The organism is Afipia sp. MLSD5-FHT05B12 (genome assembly GCF_058793355.1).
Map to the genome: position 1 here is coordinate 326,899 of NZ_JBXAFS010000002.1, position 19,839 is coordinate 346,737.

The 19,839-nt window shown below is 63.2% G+C and carries 19 protein-coding genes and 1 tRNA gene; 13 read left to right on the forward strand and 7 right to left on the reverse strand.

Annotated features, from left to right (window positions below):
- Positions 1–6 precede the first annotated feature (6 nt).
- Positions 7–1,623: a flagellar basal-body MS-ring/collar protein FliF gene (gene fliF, locus AC1Q6J_RS03785; RefSeq protein WP_492278000.1), complete on the reverse strand. Its 1,617-nt coding sequence runs from the start codon at positions 1,621–1,623 to the stop codon at positions 7–9.
- A 105-nt stretch (positions 1,624–1,728) separates the two neighbouring features.
- Between fliF and AC1Q6J_RS03790 the strand changes: the two genes are divergently transcribed.
- Entirely contained in the window at positions 1,729–1,896 is a 168-nt protein-coding gene (locus AC1Q6J_RS03790; protein ID WP_492278001.1) for a hypothetical protein, read from the forward strand.
- A 16-nt stretch (positions 1,897–1,912) separates the two neighbouring features.
- Here the strand turns inward: AC1Q6J_RS03790 and sciP are convergent, their stop codons facing one another.
- From sciP to AC1Q6J_RS03805, 3 genes are all read right to left on the reverse strand, one after another.
- Complete coding sequence (sciP, locus tag AC1Q6J_RS03795) at positions 1,913–2,188, reverse strand: CtrA inhibitor SciP (RefSeq protein WP_002714638.1); 276 nt, start codon at positions 2,186–2,188, stop codon at positions 1,913–1,915.
- A gap of 201 nt (positions 2,189–2,389) precedes the next feature.
- On the reverse strand, positions 2,390–3,094 hold the full coding sequence (locus AC1Q6J_RS03800) for a flagellar hook assembly protein FlgD (RefSeq protein WP_492278002.1): 705 nt from the start codon (positions 3,092–3,094) through the stop codon (positions 2,390–2,392).
- 10 nt (positions 3,095–3,104) lie between these two features.
- Positions 3,105–4,637, reverse strand: a complete 1,533-nt coding sequence (locus tag AC1Q6J_RS03805; RefSeq protein WP_492278003.1) for a flagellar hook-length control protein FliK — start codon at positions 4,635–4,637, stop codon at positions 3,105–3,107.
- 464 nt (positions 4,638–5,101) lie between these two features.
- On the opposite strand from AC1Q6J_RS03805, the gene mnmA reads away from it, so the two are divergent.
- From mnmA to AC1Q6J_RS03830, 5 genes are all read left to right on the forward strand, one after another.
- Complete coding sequence (gene mnmA, locus AC1Q6J_RS03810) at positions 5,102–6,277, forward strand: tRNA 2-thiouridine(34) synthase MnmA (RefSeq protein ID WP_492278004.1); 1,176 nt, start codon at positions 5,102–5,104, stop codon at positions 6,275–6,277.
- Positions 6,278–6,296: 19 nt separating this feature from the next.
- Entirely contained in the window at positions 6,297–6,938 is a 642-nt protein-coding gene (locus tag AC1Q6J_RS03815; protein WP_492278005.1) for a class I SAM-dependent methyltransferase, read from the forward strand.
- A gap of 122 nt (positions 6,939–7,060) precedes the next feature.
- Positions 7,061–7,420, forward strand: coding sequence for a hypothetical protein (locus AC1Q6J_RS03820; RefSeq protein ID WP_492278006.1), 360 nt, complete (start codon positions 7,061–7,063; stop codon positions 7,418–7,420).
- Positions 7,421–7,566: 146 nt separating this feature from the next.
- A tRNA-Met gene (locus AC1Q6J_RS03825) sits at positions 7,567–7,643 on the forward strand.
- A 138-nt stretch (positions 7,644–7,781) separates the two neighbouring features.
- On the forward strand, positions 7,782–8,189 hold the full coding sequence (locus AC1Q6J_RS03830; RefSeq protein WP_492278007.1) for a DUF4864 domain-containing protein: 408 nt from the start codon (positions 7,782–7,784) through the stop codon (positions 8,187–8,189).
- Positions 8,190–8,198: 9 nt separating this feature from the next.
- Here the strand turns inward: AC1Q6J_RS03830 and AC1Q6J_RS03835 are convergent, their stop codons facing one another.
- Entirely contained in the window at positions 8,199–8,867 is a 669-nt protein-coding gene (locus AC1Q6J_RS03835) for a GntR family transcriptional regulator (RefSeq protein ID WP_492278008.1), read from the reverse strand.
- A 203-nt stretch (positions 8,868–9,070) separates the two neighbouring features.
- Here AC1Q6J_RS03835 and AC1Q6J_RS03840 point away from each other — a divergent pair, with 203 nt between their 5' ends.
- On the forward strand, positions 9,071–9,871 hold the full coding sequence (locus tag AC1Q6J_RS03840) for a phytanoyl-CoA dioxygenase family protein (protein ID WP_492278009.1): 801 nt from the start codon (positions 9,071–9,073) through the stop codon (positions 9,869–9,871).
- A gap of 156 nt (positions 9,872–10,027) precedes the next feature.
- A complete protein-coding gene (locus AC1Q6J_RS03845) occupies positions 10,028–11,332 on the forward strand; it encodes an NAD(P)H-dependent oxidoreductase (protein WP_492278010.1) in 1,305 nt (434 codons plus the stop codon).
- Between the two features lie 87 nt (positions 11,333–11,419).
- Here AC1Q6J_RS03845 and AC1Q6J_RS03850 read toward each other — a convergent pair whose 3' ends face one another.
- Together AC1Q6J_RS03850 and tehA are read right to left on the reverse strand one after the other, a co-directional pair.
- Positions 11,420–11,773 (reverse strand): nuclear transport factor 2 family protein, encoded by a 354-nt coding sequence (locus AC1Q6J_RS03850; RefSeq protein ID WP_492278011.1) that lies wholly within the window; start codon positions 11,771–11,773, stop codon positions 11,420–11,422.
- The gene (tehA, locus tag AC1Q6J_RS03855; RefSeq protein ID WP_492278012.1) at positions 11,770–12,753 is read right to left on the reverse strand and encodes a dicarboxylate transporter/tellurite-resistance protein TehA; all 984 of its coding nucleotides are present in this window, start codon (positions 12,751–12,753) and stop codon (positions 11,770–11,772) included. Before tehA ends, AC1Q6J_RS03850 begins: the two co-directional genes overlap by 4 nt.
- An 80-nt stretch (positions 12,754–12,833) precedes the next feature.
- Here tehA and AC1Q6J_RS03860 point away from each other — a divergent pair, with 80 nt between their 5' ends.
- From AC1Q6J_RS03860 to AC1Q6J_RS03880, 5 genes are all read left to right on the forward strand, one after another.
- Positions 12,834–14,000 carry an acyl-CoA dehydrogenase family protein gene (locus tag AC1Q6J_RS03860; RefSeq protein ID WP_492278013.1) on the forward strand — a complete coding sequence of 389 codons (1,167 nt, stop codon included), beginning with the start codon at positions 12,834–12,836 and terminating at the stop codon, positions 13,998–14,000.
- 128 nt (positions 14,001–14,128) lie between these two features.
- Positions 14,129–14,662, forward strand: a complete 534-nt coding sequence (locus AC1Q6J_RS03865) for a cupin domain-containing protein (RefSeq protein WP_492278014.1) — start codon at positions 14,129–14,131, stop codon at positions 14,660–14,662.
- 218 nt (positions 14,663–14,880) lie between these two features.
- Positions 14,881–15,933 (forward strand): efflux RND transporter periplasmic adaptor subunit, encoded by a 1,053-nt coding sequence (locus AC1Q6J_RS03870; RefSeq protein ID WP_492278156.1) that lies wholly within the window; start codon positions 14,881–14,883, stop codon positions 15,931–15,933.
- Positions 15,934–15,961: 28 nt separating this feature from the next.
- Positions 15,962–19,099 carry an efflux RND transporter permease subunit gene (locus AC1Q6J_RS03875; protein WP_492278015.1) on the forward strand — a complete coding sequence of 1,046 codons (3,138 nt, stop codon included), beginning with the start codon at positions 15,962–15,964 and terminating at the stop codon, positions 19,097–19,099.
- 23 nt (positions 19,100–19,122) lie between these two features.
- Positions 19,123–19,749, forward strand: a complete 627-nt coding sequence (locus AC1Q6J_RS03880) for a TetR/AcrR family transcriptional regulator (protein WP_492278016.1) — start codon at positions 19,123–19,125, stop codon at positions 19,747–19,749.
- Positions 19,750–19,839: the final 90 nt, after the last annotated feature.

The window sequence follows — 19,839 nt, forward strand, 5'->3', positions numbered from 1 at the left end:
GTCGGATCAGGCCGGTTCTGAGAGCCACTGACGGATGATGGAGGCGGTCTCGTTCGGGTTGCGGTCGGCGAGCTCGCCGACGCGATGCACGGACTGGGCATGGACCTGGCCCTGGACCTGGGCGACATCGATCATCTGCGCGGTTGCGTTGTTGGCGATCTGCGGCTGAGGATTGGCCGGAACCGGCGCGGTTTCGGGCAGGGCCGGGAGCGGAGCGTGGCTGGCCGCGGCGGCATCCGCCGCGAGTACGCGCTTGAGCAGCGGGCGCACCACCATGAAGACCACGATAATGCCGAGCACGAACATCACACCCAGTTCGACGAAATACATGATGTCGTCCTTGGTGAACTGGAACATGCCGAGCAGGCCCTTCGGCGTCTCGGCCGGGATCACCGACGGCGATTCCGCGAATTTCAGGTTCACGATCTCAACCTGGTCGCCGCGCTTCTGGTCGAAGCCGATCGCGGAGCGGACCAGCGCGGCGATGCGGTCGAGGTCTTCCTTCGCGCGCGCGGTGTAGACGACCTCGCCCTTGTCGTTCTTGCTGTAGCTGCCGTCGACCAGAACCGCGACCGAGATGCGGTTGACGCGGCCGGCTTCGGTCACTTCGGTCTTGGTGACGCGGGAAATCTCGTAGTTGTTGATTTCCTCGCTCTTCTTGCTCTGGTCCTTCGCGGTGGGCGCGCCGCCCTGTCCCTGCGCGCCGGGCAGTTCGTTGTTGACGGTGACCTGGCCGTCATTGGCATTCGCGGTGGCTGCGGATTCTTCACGGGACTGGCTGGAGCGCAGCACGCGGCCCTCGGGGTCGAATTTGTCCGAGGTCTGGGTGATCTTGTTGTAGTCGAAGTCGGCGGTGAGCTGGACGCGGGCCCGGCCGGAGCCGACCACCGAGGAGACGATGGCCTCGACCTGATCGCGCATGCGCTTTTCGAACGAGGCGCGGCGTTCGTCACCGCCGCTGCCGCCGTCGCCCGCGCCGTCGCCGCCGCTGGCCAGCAACTGACCGGATTCGTCGACGATGGAGACGCGCTGGGCCTTCATGCCGTTGACGGCGGAGGCGACGATATGACGGATGGCGCGGACCTGCTGCGGCTCGAGCGCGCCGCGCACGCGCAGCACGATCGAGGCTGAAGGCTCCGGCGTTTCGCGGGAGAACAGCGGGCGTTCCGGCAGCACCAGATGCACGCGGGCGGCCTGGATGCGGTCGATGGCCTTGATGGTGCGGGCCAGTTCGCCTTCGAGGGCGCGCAGGTGGTTGATGTTCTGGACGAAACTGGTGGAGCCGAGCGCGTCGGACTTGTCGAAAATCTCGTATCCGATGCCGCCGCCCTTGGGCAGGCCGCCTTCGGCGAGCTTCATCCGCAGCCGGGTGATCTTGTCCTTCGGCACCTGGATCACGGCGCCGTCGTTCTTCATCTCATAGGGAATGCCCTGGCGTTCCAGATCCTTGATGATCGCCGAGGAGTCCTCATAGGTGAGGTCGGTGAACAGGGTGGCCATCGGCGGCGTGGTGACCCGCATGATGACAAAGCCGAAGAAACCGACGAGAGCCAGCGTTACGGCGGCCATTGCCGCCATCCGCGCCGCGCCCAGACCTTTCAGAAACGACAGCAAACCTTGCACGAACCAGCCCCAGAGATTCGGCTCACACGCCGACTGGGCAGAATTTGCCTATCTATGGTTTCCATATGGTTAACGAGGGTTAACGGGTGAGGAGAAAAAGCGGAAATGCCGAAAGCCGGCTTCCTGTTTGGCGCGTTTTCAAGCGAAGTGGATACCGGTTCGCGTGAAGAAAACGCGCCAATTGAAGTAATTGGAGCGAATTCGCACGGAAAACCGGGTTCCACTTTTCCTGAATTCGCTCCGAGGGAGCCGGTTTCCGGAAAATTGCGTTGAAATCGGGAAGAAAGACTTACTGGCGGTACTGCTGGATGCGGGTGGTGCGCAATCCGGCCAAACCGTGCTGATCGATGGAGAATTGCCAGGACAGGAATTCGTCAACTGTCAGGGTATAACGGCTGCAGGCTTCCTCAAGGGAGAGGAGACCCCCGCGAACCGCGGCCACAACCTCGGCCTTACGGCGGATAACCCACCGTTTGGTACCGGGCGCGGGAAGATCCGCGATCGTCAGCGGACTGCCATCGGGCCCGATGACGTACTTCACCCTCGGGCGGTGGGGTTCTGTCATGGTGTACTCACAAACTCGAAACAACTGAACTCGTGGGAACAAGCTACCCCCGCCGGCTTAAAATTTACCTAAACCCAAGCCTCCAATACGATTCTCCTTGGAAACGCTCAAAACGGGACAGGCCGGTTCCGTTAAGAACCAGCCTGCGGGATGCGTGATGTGTGAGCCGGAATCGCGCCGTGTCAGCGGACTGTCACATCGTCAGGTTGACGCGGCGCCCTTCACGACGCGCTTGATCTGATCCAGCGTGTAGTTCTTGCCGCCGATCGACAGCAGCGCCGGGCTTGCGGTCAGGTCGACGGAATCGACGGTGCCCTGAACTTCCGTGGAGATCGCGACGTCCTTGCCATTGCTGTCCTTCGCCGTGACCGTCATCTTGTAGTCACCAACCGGCCATGACGTGCCGTCGTTGCCCTTGCCGTCCCAGACAAAGCTGGAATTGCCGGAGCCGATCGCGAAGCTGCCCGAGTAAGCGGTCTGGCCCGCGGAATTGGTGATGGTGATGGTCGCGCTCGAGTTCTGCGGCGCGCTGAAATTCCAGGTCGCGTTGCCGTCGAAATGCGCGGTGCTGCCGTCGACGGCCACGGTCTGGCCGACGAACACCAGCGCCTGGGTCGATTGCGCGGTCTTTTCGATGTTGACCAGCGCCTCGAGTTGGCTGTTCGATTTCAGTTGCTGCTCGACCTGCGCGAACTGAACGAGCTGTTGCGTGAACTGGTTGGTATCGAGCGGATCGAGCGGATTCTGGTTCTGCAACTGCGTGGTCAGCAGTGTCAGAAAGGATTGAAAATTATCCGCGATGCCGGTCGCGCTGCTGGAGCTGCTCGAACTGGAACTGCTGGACGAGTTGTTTGTTGCGGGCGCCGATGTCGGCACCGTCCCGATGGTTGCTGCATCGACCGCCATGATCGTCTCCTCAAATCCTGATATCGACGCCGCTGCTCGCCCCGAGCATGCGGCCGTAGGTTCGTCCCGCGACCTGCGCAGGAACGGTGTCTTCTTCGGTGATGACGACGCGCTGCGAATTAAGGCCGGAGCCGTTATCGCCATCGCGGCCTGAGGATGACTGGTCGCGCAGGCTGAACTGCAATCCGGAATCGCCGGTTTTCAGGCCGGCGTCTTCCAGCGCCTGCTGAAGCCTCGGCGCGTCGTTACGCAGCATGTCGAGTGTCGCCGGCCGCTCCACCGTCAGATGCGAGGTGACATTGCCGTGCTTGTCGACGTCGAGGCGCACATCGATGCGGCCCAACTCGGCTGGGTCCAGGCGAATCTCGAAACGGCTGTTGCCGCCTGCCGCGCGCAGCGCGATGTCCGCCGCGAGGCCGTTCAGCGGCACCGGCGTGCTGTCGGCGAGCGCAGCATTTGCCGCCGGAACCGGGATCGCGGTTAAATTCGCGGCGTGAGTCTGGATCGGTTGTGGCTGAACGCTGGTGGGAGGCAGCAGACCTGGATCGTTCGGCAACGCCGGCTGCGGTGTAGACGCCGCGGCGCGGTGTTCGGCTTGAGGTGTTGCCTTGGCAGTATCCTTGGCAGGATGTTTCGACGGCTCGGTGTCGACCGTGCCGGACTCCGCAGCCGCCTTGTCATGCTGTGCCGGCTTGTCGCCGGTGTCCGATGCAGCGGTCTCCGGCTTGATGGTCTGCTCGGAAGCGGGCTTCGCCGCGGGCGTATCGGTGGCCTGCTTGCTGTCCTTGCCATCCTTGGCCGGCGCGGCCTCCGCAGTCTTTGCCGAGATGTCTGTCTTGCCGCCGTCGGATTTAATGACAGCCGCCACGGCGGAGACCGTCGCAGCGGATGTTTCGGGCGCGTCGCCGCCGGCGAGAGGCGTGGCAAGGCCAGCCTTTGCCGCACCGGCGTCCTTGACGTCAGCATCGGCGGAGTTTTGCGCAACGGTCACATCAGCCGGCGCGGCGAGGGCTGAGGCGCTGGTGATGACAGCGGCGGGCGTCACGGTCGCCGTGGGTGCCGCATCATTCGGCGTTACCGCCGGATCGGCCGCGGCGGCGATCACGACGGCGACAGGATCGGTCACGATGGCTGGAATCGCGGCGCTCGCGGTTGCGTCATTGCCGGCAGACTCTTCGGTTTTCGTGGCGTCAGATGCGGTTTTGTCTTTGCCGCCGGTCTTGCCGCCGGTGGCCTTCGCGTCGGCCGGTGCGGCGGAATCGGCATCCTGCTGTGCGGTGCCGGACTCGTTGTTCGAGGCGGCGGCGTGGCCATCAGCCTGCGGCCGCTCCTTGCCCGGAGGGGGCGCATCGGCTTGTCGCGCATCGCGGGAATCGCGGCGGGGCGCGGCCGGCGTATCCGGGGCAGGACGGGGATCGGAGCTTGCGCTGGCATTGCTGTCCACCAGTGCTGCGAAGCCTGACGGCTGTTCGGCGCGTACCTGCTTTGCTTGCGGATCGTAGGCGGGCTTGGAGACGAGGGGTTCCGGGGTGACGCTGAACACGGGCGGCCTTTCAGATTGCTACGCGGTCTTTGTTGAGCAAGGACCGGGCCACCGGCTGGAGATTATAAAAATGATATATTTCAATGGCTTGCCGATGAACGCGGCTGCCGGAAGCGGGTATGGAACCGGGGGCTTTCTGCCCGGCGGCAAGATTTTCCTCCCAAAAGGGCATGGTGTGGTGGTTCGCAAGTCCGCATCGTCCCTACCGCGGCTGCTTTTGCGGACTTGCGGAGAAAAACAACAATAGAATCAATAATTTCTGGTGTCCTTTCGAATCCGAAGTGCGCTCGGGCGCGCTTCGAATTGAAGCGAACTTCGGATTCGGGACACCATTTTAATTGGAATAGATCAAGGCCAACCGCGATTGCCTCGGGTAGGGTCGGACTATAAGTAAAGTGGAAACACGGAAATGACGGGTTGCGGGCGGCAAGGCCGCTTCCGCAACAGCAAGATCGGCCCCTGCCATGCTCAACAGCCTCGACCTCGAAGGTCGCCCGGAAGACACCCGGGTCGTCGTTGCCATGTCCGGCGGCGTCGATTCGTCGGCGACCGCTGCGCTGCTGAAGGCCGAAGGTTACGATGTGGTCGGCATCACGTTGCAGCTTTACGATCATGGCGCCGCGACCCATCGCAAGGGCGCCTGCTGCGCGGGCCAGGACATTCACGACGCGCGCGATGTCGCCGCGCGTCTCGGCATTCCGCATTATGTGCTCGACTACGAAAGCCGCTTCCGCGAATCCGTGATCGAGAGCTTCGCCGAGAGCTATGTGCATGGCGAGACGCCGGTGCCCTGCATCGAGTGCAACCGCTCGATCAAGTTTCGCGATCTGCTGAGTACCGCGCGCGACCTCGGCGCCAGGGCGCTCGCCACCGGACACTATGTCGCTTCGCGCCGTCTGGCGGACGGATCGCGCGCGCTGATGTGCGCCGCCGACGCCGACCGCGACCAGAGCTACTTCCTGTTCGCGACCACGCAGGATCAATTGGCCGACCTGCGCTTTCCGCTCGGCGACATGACCAAGGCGCAGACCCGTGAACTCGCGCGCCGCTTCGGACTGTCGGTCGCCGACAAGCACGATAGCCAGGACATCTGTTTTGTGCCGACTGGCCGCTACACCGATGTGATCGAACGGCTGAAGCCGAAGGCGATGGAGCCGGGCGACATCGTCGATCTCAACGGCCATGTGCTCGGCCGCCATCAGGGCATCGTCGGCTTCACCATCGGCCAGCGCCGCGGCCTCGGCATCGCGGCGCACGCGCCGCTGTATGTGGTGCATCTGGATGCGGACACGCGCCGCGTCGTGGTCGGCCCGCGCGAGGCGCTGAATGTCCGCCGCATCCTGTTGCGCGATGTCAACTGGATCGGCGACGGCGACCTCGATCGTGCGGTCGGCGACGGCCTCGAAATGTTCGTCAAGGTGCGGTCTACCCGTCCGGCGCAGCCGGCCTGGCTGCGCCGTGTCAACGGGACCTATGAAGTCGAACTCCTCGACGGTGAGGAAGGCGTGTCGCCGGGACAGGCCTGCGTGTTCTACGATGCCCCTGCGGGACAGGCGCGCGTACTCGGCGGCGGTTTTATCAGCGCAGCACCGCGCATGGCGCACGCGATCAGCAGCCTGCGGGAAGCAGTCGCCGGATAACATCATTGGGCGTGGGGCAATGAGCAGCAACGACATCGATCGCGCCGGAGTGGCGAAGGCTTACGCCGCGTGGGCGCCGGTTTACGACATGGTGTTCGGCAAGGTGTTCGACGAGGGCCGCAAGTCGACCATCGCCGTCGCCGATGCGATCGGCGGCCGTGTGCTCGATGTCGGCGTCGGCACCGGATTGTCGCTGTCGGATTATTCGCGCACCACCAAGCTTCATGGCGTGGATATTTCCGAACCGATGCTGCGCAAGGCGCAGGAGCGGGTGCGCGCGTTCAATCTCACCAACGTCGAAACCCTGTCGGTGATGGATGCGAAGAATCTCGCATTCCCCGACAGCACGTTCGATGCCGTGGTCGCGCAATACGTCATCACGGCGGTGCCGGACCCTGAAGCGACGCTGGACGATTTCATGCGCGTGCTGAAGCCCGGCGGTGAACTCATCCTGGTCAATCACATCGGCGCGGAAAGCGGCCCGCGCAGGATCTTCGAGCTTGCGTTCGCGCCGCTGGCGCGGCGGCTCGGCTGGCGGCCGGAATTTCCGTGGGCGCGGCTGGTGGACTGGGCTTTGAGACATGGCGGCGTGACATTGGTCGAACGCCGCCCGATGCCGCCGATGGGACATTTCTCGCTGATCCGCTATCGCAAGGGCTGATCGTCACCCGACCGGATGGATCGGTCGTTTTCTATTTTTCGGGCATGATCTGATCCGAAAACCGGTTCCCACTTTTCGGGGTCATGCCCGGAACATCCCTGCCGCGCCGCCGTTTCCGTTCCATGACAATGAAACTCCCGATTGTTGAAAGCGCTGTTATGAGCGTCGCGTTGGCGTTGCTGCCTGCTGTCGCCCTTGCGCAGGCGCCGCCCGCGCCCGCGACACCCCCGGCGCAGACCGCGCCGCCCAACCCCGACCGTGCAGCCTCGAACTGCACGCCGACCGAGGCTGTTCCGCACGAAGGCACCGTCGCGCCGCGCGGGACCACGCTTGGCGACCGGCTGGCGAAATCCGACGGCGTGCTGTGTCCACCGCCCGGCATCGACCCCGAGATGCATGCGCCGACCCCTCAGGGCGGGACCATGCCGGTGATTCCGCCGCCCGGCAGCCCCGGCGGCGATCCCTCGGTGCGGCCAAAGTAAGGTTTTCCGCCGTCGCGGCAGGTCGTTCCGGGAGAATGCGCGTGTAAAGCCAATCAGATGGCGCTTTCGGCCATCGTTGCTTGACAGGCATTTGGGTGACTTCTTATATGCCGCCGTTCGCGACCGCGAAGGCGGCTTGAACGTGTGGCGAGGTAGCTCAGCTGGTTAGAGCACGGGAATCATAATCCTGGGGTCGGGGGTTCGAGTCCCTCTCTCGCTACCACTGCTCCTGATGTCCTCTGGTTTTCTCAATCCATCCGGCGATCGACGCAGCGTTCCGTGAAACCGGGACATTGCTGACGCGTATCCTGTTCACGGCGTGCGATCCCTGCGAGGATCGCCGAGTGGCAGGATCGCTCCCATGCGCGCGTTGATTTTTGCGATCGCACTTTTGATCAGTTTCGTGCCCGGTTTGCGGGCGGCGGATGATGACGGGTCCGCACAAGCCGTCATCAGCTCCCAGCTCGAAGCGATCGGGCGCGGCGATGCCGCCGCGGCCTATTCTCATGCGGCACCGGCCATTCAGGGACTTTTCACCCGGCCCGATATTTTCATGAGCATGGTCCGGCAAAGTTACGCGCCGCTCGTTCGTCCGAAACGCTTCGAGTTCGGCAAATCGGCGGTGTCCGGAGAAACGATCGTGCAACACGTTCACATTGTCGATGGTGACGGCGTGGCGTGGGAAGCGCTCTATACCCTGGAACGGCAGCCGGACGGGACCGTCAAGATCACCGGATGCTCGCTTCTGAAGGCCGATCAGGAGGCGTGACGAGAAAGGTTACGCAGGCTTTCTGCCGGTCCCGCCCGTCTTTCCGACCCGCTCATAGGCTTCGACCAGATGGCGGCGCATCAGTTCGGCGGCCGCGTCGCCGTTGCCGCGGACCATCTCTTCGAGGATGCTGCCGTGCTCCTTCCAGACACTGATCGACATGCCCGGATGGCGCAGCACCTCGCCCATGGCGCGGCGCAGGTGCCGCCAATGCAGCCGCATCGTCTCGGCGATCAGGGGATTGCCGGAGAGATCGTAGATGAAGGAGTGGAAATCCATGTCGGCCTGAAGACTGGCGCGGCTGTCGCCGGCGGCCACCAGCTTGCGGCCGTGGTCGATCAAGGCGCGCCCGCGCGCGATCGCTTCCCTGGTGAGACGCGGCGTCGCCAGCTTCACCGCCAACGGCTCGACCGCCGAGCGGATCTGGTAGATCGCCTCGAAGAAATCCGGATCGACCGCGGTGACCGTCAGTCCCTGACGTCCCTGCGCGAGAAATCCCTGCGCCTTCAACACCGCCAGCGCGTGGGTCACCGGCTGCCGCGACACATTCAGGCGCGCGGCGATGCTCTCCTGGGTGAGGCGCTCACCGGGCTTGAACGTGCCGTCGCACAGGGCATCGAGGATCACCTCGTAGACCTGATCGACCAGACTTTTCGGCGGGGCCAGAGATTCCAGCACGTCTCCTCCAACGGAATCATCGCTGCGCGGCAGCATGGTTGCTGCTTGACAGGGGTAGGTGCAAGCCGCATCCTGAGTTTAGAATACTGAATTCAGAATGCAATATCGGTGTGCCACGAGAACCGGGGCCGCCGAACTGACCTGAGGGCGCAAAAGCGCCCCTGAAAACAAGACAACCGGGAAACAAACCTAGGAGGACCATCATGCGATTGACCCCCGAGCAGCTCGAACAATTCCGCACCGAAGGCTGGCTGTTCCTGCCTGAGCTTTTCAACGCCGAGGAAGTCGACGTCCTGCGGCGCGAGGCCGTGTCGATCTATGACGAGCAGCGGCCCGAGGTCTGGCGCGAGAAGAGCGGCGCGCCGCGCACCGCCTTTGCCGCGCACCTTTATAATGAGGCGTTTCGCCTGCTCGGTGCGCATCCGCGCATGATCGAGCCGGTCGAGCAGATCTTCGGCGAGAAGGTCTACATGCATCAGTACAAGATCAACGCCAAATCCGCCTTCACCGGCGACGTCTGGCAGTGGCATCAGGATTACGGCACCTGGAAGCGCGACGACGGCATGCCGTTGCCGCTGGCGATGAACATCGCGGTGTTCCTCGATGAGGTGATGCCGATCAACGGTCCGCTGATGCTGGTGCCGAGAAGCCAGAATGCCGGCGACCTCAAGGCGTCGCATGATCTTGCGACCACGTCCTATCCGCTGTGGACGCTGGACGAGGACACCGTGACGCGCCTCGTCAAGGAGGGCGGCATTGTCGCGCCGACCGGCAAGCCGGGCGGCATGCTGATGTTCCACGGCAATCTGGTGCATGGTTCGTCCGGCAACATCACGCCGTACCCGCGCAAGATCGTTTATCTCACGCTGAACGCTGTCTCGAACTACATCCGCACGCCGACGCGGCCGGAGTTCATCGCGCATCGCGACTTCACGCCGATCCAGACCGTGGATGACGACGCCCTGGTTCGCTACGCGCGCAGTCATCGTCAGGCGGCGGAGTAGCGGCACCGCGAACATTTCAACTTGTCATTCCGGGGCGCGAGCTCTTGCGAGCGAGCCCGGAATCCATCAACCCTGCCGGGAGTATGGATTCCGGGTCCACGCGAAGACGCGTGTCCCGGAATGACGGCATGTATCAATCCAACCGGATCACCTTAGATGAACCTCCATCACCTTCTTGAAAAGCGCCGCGCGGCGGGAAAGCCGGTGCGCGTCGCGCTGATCGGCGCCGGAAAATTCGGCTCGATGTTTCTCTCTCAGGTGCCGCATACGCCGGGCCTCGAAGTGCCGGTGATCGTCGATCTCGATCCGGAGCGCGCGCGGGACGCCTGCCGCACGGTGGGCTGGGACGATGCGCGGATCGCCGCCACCACCTTCACCAGGGATGGAGCGGCTGCGACCGGCGGCAATGTCGAGGTGATCGTCGAGGCCACCGGCAATCCGTCCGTCGGCATCCGTCATGCGCGCGCGGCGATTGCCGCGGGCAAGCACATCGTGATGGTCAATGTCGAAGCCGACGTGCTGGCCGGGCCGTTGCTCGCGGAGGAGGCGCGCAAGGCGGGCGTGGTCTATTCGCTCGCTTATGGCGATCAGCCTGCGCTCACCGCCGAAATGGTGGACTGGGCGCGCGCCACCGGCTTCAAGGTGGTCGCTGCTGGCAAGGGCACCAAGTATCTGCCGATCTATCATGACGTGACGCCCGCCGGGGTCTGGGGTCACTATGGTTTGACCGCCGCCGAGGCGCAGTCCGCAGGCATGAATCCGCAGATGTTCAACTCGTTTCTGGACGGCACCAAGTCCGCCATCGAGATGGCCGCCATCGCCAATGCCACCGGCCTCGATGTGCCCTCGACCGGACTGTTGTTTCCGCCCTGCGGCGTCGACGATCTGCCGCATATCATGCGTCCGCGCGACAAGGGCGGCGTGCTGGAGAAGTCCGGCGTGGTCGAAGTTGTCTCGTCGCTGGAGCGCGATGGCCGTCCGGTGTTCCGCGATCTGCGCTGGGGCGTTTATGTCGTGCTGGAAGCGCCGAACGATTACGCGGCGGACTGCTTCCGGCAGTATGGATTGAAGACCGATTCCTCGGGGCGCTATGCGGCAATGTACAAGCCGTATCACCTGATCGGGTTGGAGCTGAACATCTCGGTGCTCTCGGCCGCGCTGCGCGGTGAGCCGACCGGACAGCCGCAGGGTTTCCGCGGTGACGTCGCGGCTGTCGCGAAGAAGGATCTGCGTGCGGGCGAGATGCTCGACGGTGAAGGCGGCTACACGGTGTGGGGCAAGCTGATGCCAGCGGCTGAGAGCCTCAAGACCGGCGCGCTGCCGATCGGCCTGGCGCATCGCGTCAAGCTCACGAATGACGTGGCGCATGGCGCGGTGGTCCGATGGTCGGATGTGGAGATCGACGCGAAGGACGAGGCCGTCGCCTTCCGCCGCGCGATGGAAGCGAAGTTCTCTCGGTAGTGATCCACTTGAATTGAAGCGCATACTTTGACGCAGATGCGATCTGACTCCCTCTTCCGTGGGGAGAGGTAAAGAATTCGCGAGGCGCTAGCGCGTCACATGCGCAGAGACGGCCAGCCACTGGCCGTTGAGTTTGGCCCAGACGTCGGTGTAACGCCCGCCGCCCGCGCTGCCATCCGGCATCAGGTAACTGGTGCGCGCATGAATGATCGCGGTGTCGCCGATGATGCGGATCAGCACGTCTTCGGCCGTGAGATTCCTGATCGCGATCGGCTTGGCGGTCTGCTTCAGGAACCCCGCGCGATCGACCAGCGAGCGATCGGGATTCGAACAGTAGAAATCCGGCGCAAGGATTTCATCGAAGCGTTGGACGTCGCAGTTCTGCACCGAACTGATGTAATCGCGATTGAGGGCAGTGAGGATGTCGTGATCCGGACTCATGGCAGAACCTCCTTCTCCGCTTTCGCCGCCGGGGCGATCAATGTGAGAATGTAACGCCATCCAATCAGCAGGCTGCGAATGGCAAGCCATCCAATAATCAGATTGGAGGCGATGAAGATCGGCAGCGCCAGTTTCGAGATGATGCCGGTATCGCCGCGCTCGACGAAACGCAGTGCCGCCAGCGGCAAGGCCGAGACGCCGAAGCTGTACGCCCATGCCGCGAGCGAGAACGGCTGTTCGCGCAGCCAGGGGATCAGCCGCAGCATCACCAGGGCCTGAAACAGCGCATAGCCGAACAGCATGTGGGCGAGGTGATCTGGCGGTCCGTTGGTGACGGCGAGATACGCGACGGCGCCGACCGCGGGCGGGGCGAGGTGAATTCCCATGGTGGCGCGCAGTGCAACCGGAATGCCATGCGCAAGAAGGCGGGTGAGGATGACCGATTCCATCACGATGATGGAGAAGAAGCCGACGCCGAAGAACAGAAGTCCCGCATCGGGATACTTGAAAAGACCGCAGGCGATGGCGCTGACAAAACTGCCGCCGACGGTCGGCATGTAAAGCACTGGCGTTGTGGTTTCGGCCGTCCGGCCGCCAACCCACAAACCGCCGACGCCCCAGACAGTAAACGCAAGCTGTCCGGCCACGCCGCAGACAAACAAGCCGAATGCAATGCGTGGCAGATATGGCGCGATCGACCAGGCGGCGATCATTGTCGTCATGGGAATGAGCACGACAAAGAAGGACTGGATGGGATGAACGATCTCGGCCATCGCGGCCTCGGGCGCCTGAATCCATTTCAGGACGTATACCGAAAACCAGATGAGCCAGATGGCGGACGCTGTCAGGGCAAGCGTTTCGCCGATGACGCCCGGCGCGCCCCAGATATGGGAGGCGGCACGCCAGCCGCTGCCCAGGCCGCCGATGCCAAGAACCATGCCGAACATGGTCGCGGAGAATTTCGAGATGTCGATACGCACGGCTTGCCTGTTCTTTTTGGGATTGTCCGACGGGCTGCTTAGGCCGTAAGAATTTCTAGCAATCCAGAGGATCGATCACAATGGACTTCGCACTGAACCCGCAACAGGAATCCATTCGCGATGCGATTCTGAAAATCTGCGCCCGCTTCGACGATGCGTACTGGCTTGAGAAGGATCGCGCCGGCGGCTTTCCGCACGAGTTCTATGACGCGATGGCGCAGGCGGGCTGGCTCGGCATTTGCATTCCCGAGGAGTTCGGCGGCTCCGGTCTCGGCATCACGGAAGCGGCGATCATGATGCGCGCGATTTCGGAATCGGGCGCGGGCATGTCGGGCGCTTCCGCGATCCATATGAATGTGTTCGGGCTCAATCCGGTGGTGGTGTTCGGCGACGACGCGCAGCGCGCGCGCATGCTGCCCGGCATCGTCGAGGGCCGCGAGAAAGCCTGTTTCGGCGTGACCGAGCCGAACACCGGCCTCAACACCACGCAACTCAAAACCCGCGCGGTGCGCAAGGGCGACAGGTACATCGTCAACGGCCAGAAAGTGTGGATTTCCACCGCGCAGGTCGCGCACAAAATTCTGTTGCTCGCGCGCACCACGCCGCTGGAAGAGGTCAGGAACCCGACCCATGGGCTCAGCCTGTTTTATGCGGATTTCGATCGCGAGCGGGTGAAGGTGCATGAGATCGAGAAGATGGGCCGCAAGGCCATCGACTCCAACGAGCTCTTCTTCGCGGACTTCGAGATTCCGGTCGAGGATCGCATCGGCGAGGAAGGCCGCGGGTTTGAATACATCCTGCACGGCATGAATCCGGAGCGCGTGCTGATCGCGGCGGAAGCGGTCGGCCTCGGCAAGCTCGCGCTCGATCGCGCGGCGGCTTACGCCAGGCAGCGCATCGTGTTCAACCGGCCGATCGGGCAGAACCAGGCGATCCAGCATCCGCTGGCGAAGAACTGGATCGATCTCGAGGCCGCATGGCTGATGACGATGTCGGCGGCGTGGCAATACGATCAGGGATTGCCGTGCGGTCCCGCCGCGAATGCGGCGAAGTATCTCGCGGGCGAGGCGGGTTTCGATGCCTGCCAGCAGGCGGTGATGACCCACGGCGGTTTCGGCTATGCAAAGGAGTATCATGTCGAGCGTTATCTGCGCGAGGTGATGATCCCGCGCATCGCGCCGATCAGCCCGCAGCTCATTCTCAGCTTCATCGGCGAGAAGGTGCTGGGACTGCCGAAATCGTATTGAGGCATCCCGCGCCATGCGTGGCGCGCGCCGCGGCATGACGCGCCGATATATTGACGACAACTGACATATCTGGTGACGTTGCCCGCAACATTTGCGCGTCAGCGCTCACAAAGACTTAGAGGAAGGCCATGTCCGGATCGCACGATCATCATCATCCGCACGATCATTCTCATGATCATTCCCATGCGCACGACGACGAGCGCTGGAAACATGACGGCGTGCGCGTCATTCCCGGCAATCAGCTCGATCCCAATGTGCCGTCCACCGCCGGCATGGACCGCAAGGCCGCGATCAATTTCGCCCGCGTCGGCGCGCAGAAACTCTGGGCCGGAACGGTCTCGATCAAGCCGGATGCCAAAACCGGCGCGCATCATCACGGCCATCTGGAAAGCATCATCTACGTCGTGCGCGGCAAGGCGCGCATGCGCTGGGGCGAACATCTCCAGTTCACCGCCGAGGCGGGCCCGGGGGATTTCATCTTCGTGCCGCCGTATGTGCCGCATCAGGAGATCAATGCGAGCCCCGACGAAGTGCTCGAATGCGTGCTGGTGCGCAGCGACGGCGAAGCTGTCGCCATCAATCTCGATATCGAGCCGGTGGAAAAGCCGGAGACCGTGCTGTGGGTCGATCCGATCCATCGCGACCCTGCGGAGAAGGCTTGAAGCCGCAGGTATCGGAGGATGGACAAAAAAGGCGATGCCGTGGCGGTTTCGAAAACGCTTTTGAGGCCAAGTGGTTGCAGTGCGACATTCTGACTACTGACGAATATTGACAATCGTCAGTCGTTATTAGAAGCTCCCGGCATAATCCGAGGGAGCTTCCGATGCGCCGAATCTCTAAATTTGCAAGTCAACGCAATGGCTTGTCCGTTCTTGCCCTGATGATTCCTGCCCTGGCGCTCGGCGCTTGCAGCAAGGAGCAGGCCCAGGAAGGCGAAAAGGGCCGCCCGGTTCTGGTGGCGACGGTCCATTATCAGTCCCAGTCGCCGGAGCGCAGCTTCGTCGGCACCATCCGCCCGCGCATCGAAACCGACATGGGGTTCCGCGTTCCCGGCAAGGTCGCCAAGCGCCTCGTCGAAGTCGGGCAGATTGTCGATGTCGGCCAGCCGCTGGCGACGCTCGACGAAGTCGATCTCAAATTGCAGGCCGAGCAGGCCGAGGCTGAATTCCGCGCCGCGACCGGCGTGCTGGCGCAGGCAAGCGCCGCCGAAGGCCGCGCCAAGGAACTGCGCGCCAAGGGCTGGTCCACCGAAGCGCAGCTCGATCAGGTGAAGGCGGCGGGCGACGAGGCCCGGGCGCGCCTCAACCGCGCCGAGCGTTCGGTCGAGCTCACCAAGAACAGCCTGTCCTACGCCCATCTTGTCGCCGATACGCGCGGTGTCGTCACCGCGACGCTGATCGAGCCGGGCCAGGTGGTGGCTTCGGGGCAGACCGCGATCCGCGTGGCGCGTTCCGCAGAGAAGGAAGCCGTCGTCGCAATCCCTGAAACCATGGTCAGCTTTGCCAAGACCGGCGAAGCCAGCGTGACGCTGTGGTCGGAGCCGAACAAGAAATATGTTGCCAAGCTGCGTGAGATCGCGCCGGCTGCCGATCCTGCGACGCGCACCTATCTGGCGAAGTTTTCACTGCCCGGCGCGGATGATGCGGTTTCACTCGGCATGACGGCGACCCTGACGCTGGCCGATCCTGCGACCGAGCGCGTGGCACGGCTGCCGCTGACGTCGCTGTTCAGCCAGGGCGATGGACCCTCACTCTATGTCGCTGACGCCAAGACCGGCGCGGTCTCGCTGAAGCCGGTGGCGGTGAAGGCTTACGAGACCCGGGACGTCATCATCACCAGCGGCGTCGAGGAAGGCGCCAAGGTCGTGGTGCTCGGCGTGCAAAAGCTCGATCCGGCCCAGAAGGTCCGTGTCGTTTCGTCGCTGTCGTTCTGATTTAACGCGCAGACATACCGAGGATCCGATGAAGCGATTCAATCTTTCCGCCTGGGCCGTGGCGCACCCGACGCTGATCCTGTTCTTCATCGTGATGCTCGGCATCGCGGGGTTCTTCTCGTATGAGCGGCTCGGCCGCGCGGAAGATCCGTCGTTCACCATCAAGGTGGTCATCATCAACGCGATGTGGCCCGGTGCGACGGCCAAGGAAATGCAGGAGCAGGTCGCCGATCCGATCGAAAAGAAGCTTCAGGAACTGCCCTATTTCGAAAAGGTGCAGACCTATACCAAGCCTTCGTTCACCGCGATGACGCTGACCTTCAAGGACAACACGCCCGCGAAGGATGTGCCGCAGCTGTTCTATCAGCTGCGCAAGAAGCTCGGCGACATCAAGAACGATCTTCCGCCGAGCCTGATCGGTCCGAACATCAATGACGAATACGGCGACGTCGATTCCATTCTCTATATGCTGACGGGCGAGGGCGCGGACTATGCCCAGCTCAAGAAGGTGGCCGAAGGCCTGCGGCAGCGGCTTCTGAAGACGCCGGATGTCACCAAGGTCAATCTGTACGGCACGCAGGACGAGCGCGTGTTCGTCGAATTCTCCCACGCCAAGCTGGCGACACTGGGCATCACGACGCAGGCGCTGTTCGATTCGCTCGCCAAGCAGAATGCGGTGGTTCCCGCGGGTACGGTGGAAACGTCGTCGCAGCGCGTGCCGCTGCGCGTCACCGGCGCCTATGACAGCGTCAAGGCCGTGGCCGAAACTCCGGTCGAGGGCAATGGCCGCGTGTTCCGCCTCGGCGACATCGCCATGGTCACTCACGGTTTCGTCGATCCGCCGAGCTATCAGGTGCGCCAGGAAGGCAAGCCCGCGATCGGCATCGGCGTGGTGATGGCGAAGGGCGCCAACATTCTGGATCTCGGCGAGACGATCAAGAAGGCGACCGCGGAATTCATGGCCGCTGTGCCGCAGGGCATCGAAATCGAGCAGATCGCCGACCAGCCGAAGGTGGTCGAACACGCGGTCAGCGAATTCGTTCATTCGTTCGTCGAGGCGCTTGCGATCGTGCTGTTCGTCAGCTTCCTCGCGCTCGGCTGGCGCACCGGCATCGTGGTGGCCTTGTCGGTGCCGCTGGTGCTGGCGATCGTCTTCATCGTGATGAACGCGATGGGGATGGATCTGCATCGTATTACCCTCGGCGCGCTGATTATCGCGCTCGGCCTTCTGGTCGACGACGCGATCATCGCGGTCGAGATGATGGTGGTAAAAATGGAGCAGGGATGGGACCGCGTGAAGGCGGCATCCTTTGCCTGGGAATCCACCGCGTTTCCGATGCTCACGGGAACGCTGGTCACGGCCGTTGGCTTCCTCCCCATCGGCTTTGCCAATTCGTCCGTCGGTGAATATGCCGGCGGCATTTTCTGGGTGGTGGCGATTGCGCTGATCGCGTCATGGTTCGTGGCGGTGATCTTCACGCCCTATATCGGCGTTAAGCTGCTGCCGAACTTCGCCAAGGGAAAGCATAGCCACGATCCGCATGCGATCTACGAGACGCGGATGTATCGCGGCCTGCGCCGCGTGATCGAATGGTGCGTGCGCCGTCGCGGCACCGTGGTGCTGGCGACCATCGGGGTGTTCGTGGTCTCGATCGTCGGCTTCGGTCACGTCCAGCAGCAGTTCTTCCCGCTGTCGGAACGGCCGGAACTGTTCCTCCAGTTGCGGCTGCCGGAAGGCACCGCGTTCAACGTCACCAAGGAGAGCGTGAAGAAGGCGGAAGCGCTGCTCAAGGACGACAAGGACATCGCCACCTACACGACCTATGTCGGGCAGGGTTCGCCGCGTTTCTGGCTCGGCCTCAATCCGCAGTTGCCGAACGAGGCGTTTTCGGAAACCGTGATCGTGTCGAAGGACGTCGCGGCGCGCGAGCGCATCAAGGCGCGGCTTGAGAAGGCCGTGGCCGACGGAGCGCTGTCTGAGGCACGCGTGCGCGTCGACCGCTTCAATTTCGGCCCGCCGGTCGGTTTCCCGGTTCAGTTCCGTGTCGTCGGCCCGGACACCACGACCGTTCGCGACATCGCCTACAAGGTGCGCGAGGTCATGCGCGGCAACGACAAGGTGGTCGATCCGCATCTCGACTGGAACGAACAGACGCCATATCTGAAGCTTGCCGTCGATCAGGACCGCGCCCGTGCGCTCGGCCTGACGCCGCAGGACATCTCGCAGTCGCTGGCGATGCTGATTTCCGGCGTGCAGGTGACGACGCTGCGCGACGGCATCGAGAAGGTCGGCGTGGTCGCCCGCGCCGTGCCGTCGGAGCGGCTCGACCTTGGCCGGGTCGGCGATCTCACGATCTATTCGCGGGGCGGCGTCGCCGTGCCGCTGTCGCAGATCGCCAAGATCGAATACGCCCACGAAGAGCCGATCCTGTGGCGGCGTAACCGCGACATGGCGATCACCGTGCGCGCCGACATCGTCGACGGCGTTCAGGCGCCGGACGTCACCAATGCGATCTGGCCGAAGCTTGAAGGCATCCGCAAGAGCCTGCAACCGGCCTATCGGATCGAGATCGGCGGCGCGATCGAGGAGTCCGAAAAGGGCAATGCGTCGATCAACAAGCTGTTCCCGCTGATGCTGATCGGCATGCTGGTGCTGCTGATGATCCAGTTGCAGAGCTTCTCGCGGCTGGTGCTGGTGTTCCTGACCGCGCCGCTCGGCATCGTCGGCGCCTCGCTGGGCCTCAACATCGCGGGCAGTCCGTTCGGCTTCGTGGCGCTGCTCGGCCTGATCGCGCTGGCCGGCATGATCATGCGCAACTCGGTGATTCTGGTCGATCAGATCGAGACCGACGTCGAGCATGGCCTGACCCGGCGCGAGGCCATTGTGGAGGCCACGGTGCGCCGCGCGCGGCCGGTGGTGCTGACGGCGCTGGCTGCGATTCTGGCGATGATTCCGCTGTCCCGGTCGGCCTTCTGGGGCCCGATGGCGATCACCATCATGGGGGGATTGTTTGTTGCAACATTCCTGACCCTGCTGTTCCTGCCCAGCCTCTATGCGCTATGGTTCAGGAAGAGTCTGGACGAACGGGGTGAGGGCGTGGTCCCGGCGCCCGTGCAGCCGGGCCAGGTCCGGCACGCGCCGCCGCTGGCGACCGCTGCCGAATAATCGAACCTTGGTATGATGCTGATATGACTCTGCTTCACGACAGCGACACCGAGTCCGAAAAGAGGGCGTGCATTCTCGCCACGGCGGAGCGCCTGTTTCGCGATGTCGGTTATCTCAAGACCACGGTCGCCGATATCGCCAAGACACTGAAGATGTCGCCGGCGAACATCTACCGCTTCTTCGATTCCAAGAAGTCGATCTATGAAGGCGTGGCGCGGCGGCTGATGGCCGAGGTCGAGGACGCGGCAGAGGCGATCGCTACGAAGTCAGGCTCGCCACGCGAGCGGATGCACGAACTTCTGGCCACGGTCAGCATCATGAATGCCGAGCGCTTCGTCGGCGACTCCAAGATCCACGAGATGGTCACCATCGCGATGGAAGAGAGCTGGGATGTCTGCGACGCGCATATCAAGTGCATCATGATGTCGATCGCCGCGGTGATCGCGGACGGCGCCAAAACCGGCGCGTTCAATGTCAAGGACGTTGAACTGGCCGCCAAGTGCGTCTGCGCCGGGATGCTGCGGTTCTTCCATCCGCAGATGATCGAGCAGAGCGAGAAGAAGCCGGGGCCGAGCCTCGATCAAATGATAGACTTTATCATCGCTGGCCTTACGCTGGGCACGCCCGAACTCTCGGGCGGCCAGCGCTAGTGGTCCGATTCTAACATTCGCATCCCGTTTCAGCAGGCATTTCTGCGAATGTTAGAATCAAAGGACCACTAGCCAAATATAAGTTTCTGG

What these genes read in the sequence shown, in the direction of transcription:
- AC1Q6J_RS03790 (WP_492278001.1), top strand. Translation starts at nt 1,729, where the DNA reads ATGCCGAAAGCCGGCTTCCTGTTTGGCGCGTTTTCAAGCGAAGTGGAT.
- sciP (WP_002714638.1), bottom strand. Translation starts at nt 2,188, where the DNA reads ATGACAGAACCCCACCGCCCGAGGGTGAAGTACGTCATCGGGCCCGAT.
- AC1Q6J_RS03800 (WP_492278002.1), bottom strand. Translation starts at nt 3,094, where the DNA reads ATGGCGGTCGATGCAGCAACCATCGGGACGGTGCCGACATCGGCGCCC.
- mnmA (WP_492278004.1), top strand. Translation starts at nt 5,102, where the DNA reads ATGCTCAACAGCCTCGACCTCGAAGGTCGCCCGGAAGACACCCGGGTC.
- AC1Q6J_RS03815 (WP_492278005.1), top strand. Translation starts at nt 6,297, where the DNA reads ATGAGCAGCAACGACATCGATCGCGCCGGAGTGGCGAAGGCTTACGCC.
- AC1Q6J_RS03820 (WP_492278006.1), top strand. Translation starts at nt 7,061, where the DNA reads ATGACAATGAAACTCCCGATTGTTGAAAGCGCTGTTATGAGCGTCGCG.
- AC1Q6J_RS03830 (WP_492278007.1), top strand. Translation starts at nt 7,782, where the DNA reads ATGCGCGCGTTGATTTTTGCGATCGCACTTTTGATCAGTTTCGTGCCC.
- AC1Q6J_RS03840 (WP_492278009.1), top strand. Translation starts at nt 9,071, where the DNA reads ATGCGATTGACCCCCGAGCAGCTCGAACAATTCCGCACCGAAGGCTGG.
- AC1Q6J_RS03845 (WP_492278010.1), top strand. Translation starts at nt 10,028, where the DNA reads ATGAACCTCCATCACCTTCTTGAAAAGCGCCGCGCGGCGGGAAAGCCG.
- AC1Q6J_RS03850 (WP_492278011.1), bottom strand. Translation starts at nt 11,773, where the DNA reads ATGAGTCCGGATCACGACATCCTCACTGCCCTCAATCGCGATTACATC.
- AC1Q6J_RS03860 (WP_492278013.1), top strand. Translation starts at nt 12,834, where the DNA reads ATGGACTTCGCACTGAACCCGCAACAGGAATCCATTCGCGATGCGATT.
- AC1Q6J_RS03865 (WP_492278014.1), top strand. Translation starts at nt 14,129, where the DNA reads ATGTCCGGATCGCACGATCATCATCATCCGCACGATCATTCTCATGAT.
- AC1Q6J_RS03870 (WP_492278156.1), top strand. Translation starts at nt 14,881, where the DNA reads ATGATTCCTGCCCTGGCGCTCGGCGCTTGCAGCAAGGAGCAGGCCCAG.
- AC1Q6J_RS03875 (WP_492278015.1), top strand. Translation starts at nt 15,962, where the DNA reads ATGAAGCGATTCAATCTTTCCGCCTGGGCCGTGGCGCACCCGACGCTG.
- AC1Q6J_RS03880 (WP_492278016.1), top strand. Translation starts at nt 19,123, where the DNA reads ATGACTCTGCTTCACGACAGCGACACCGAGTCCGAAAAGAGGGCGTGC.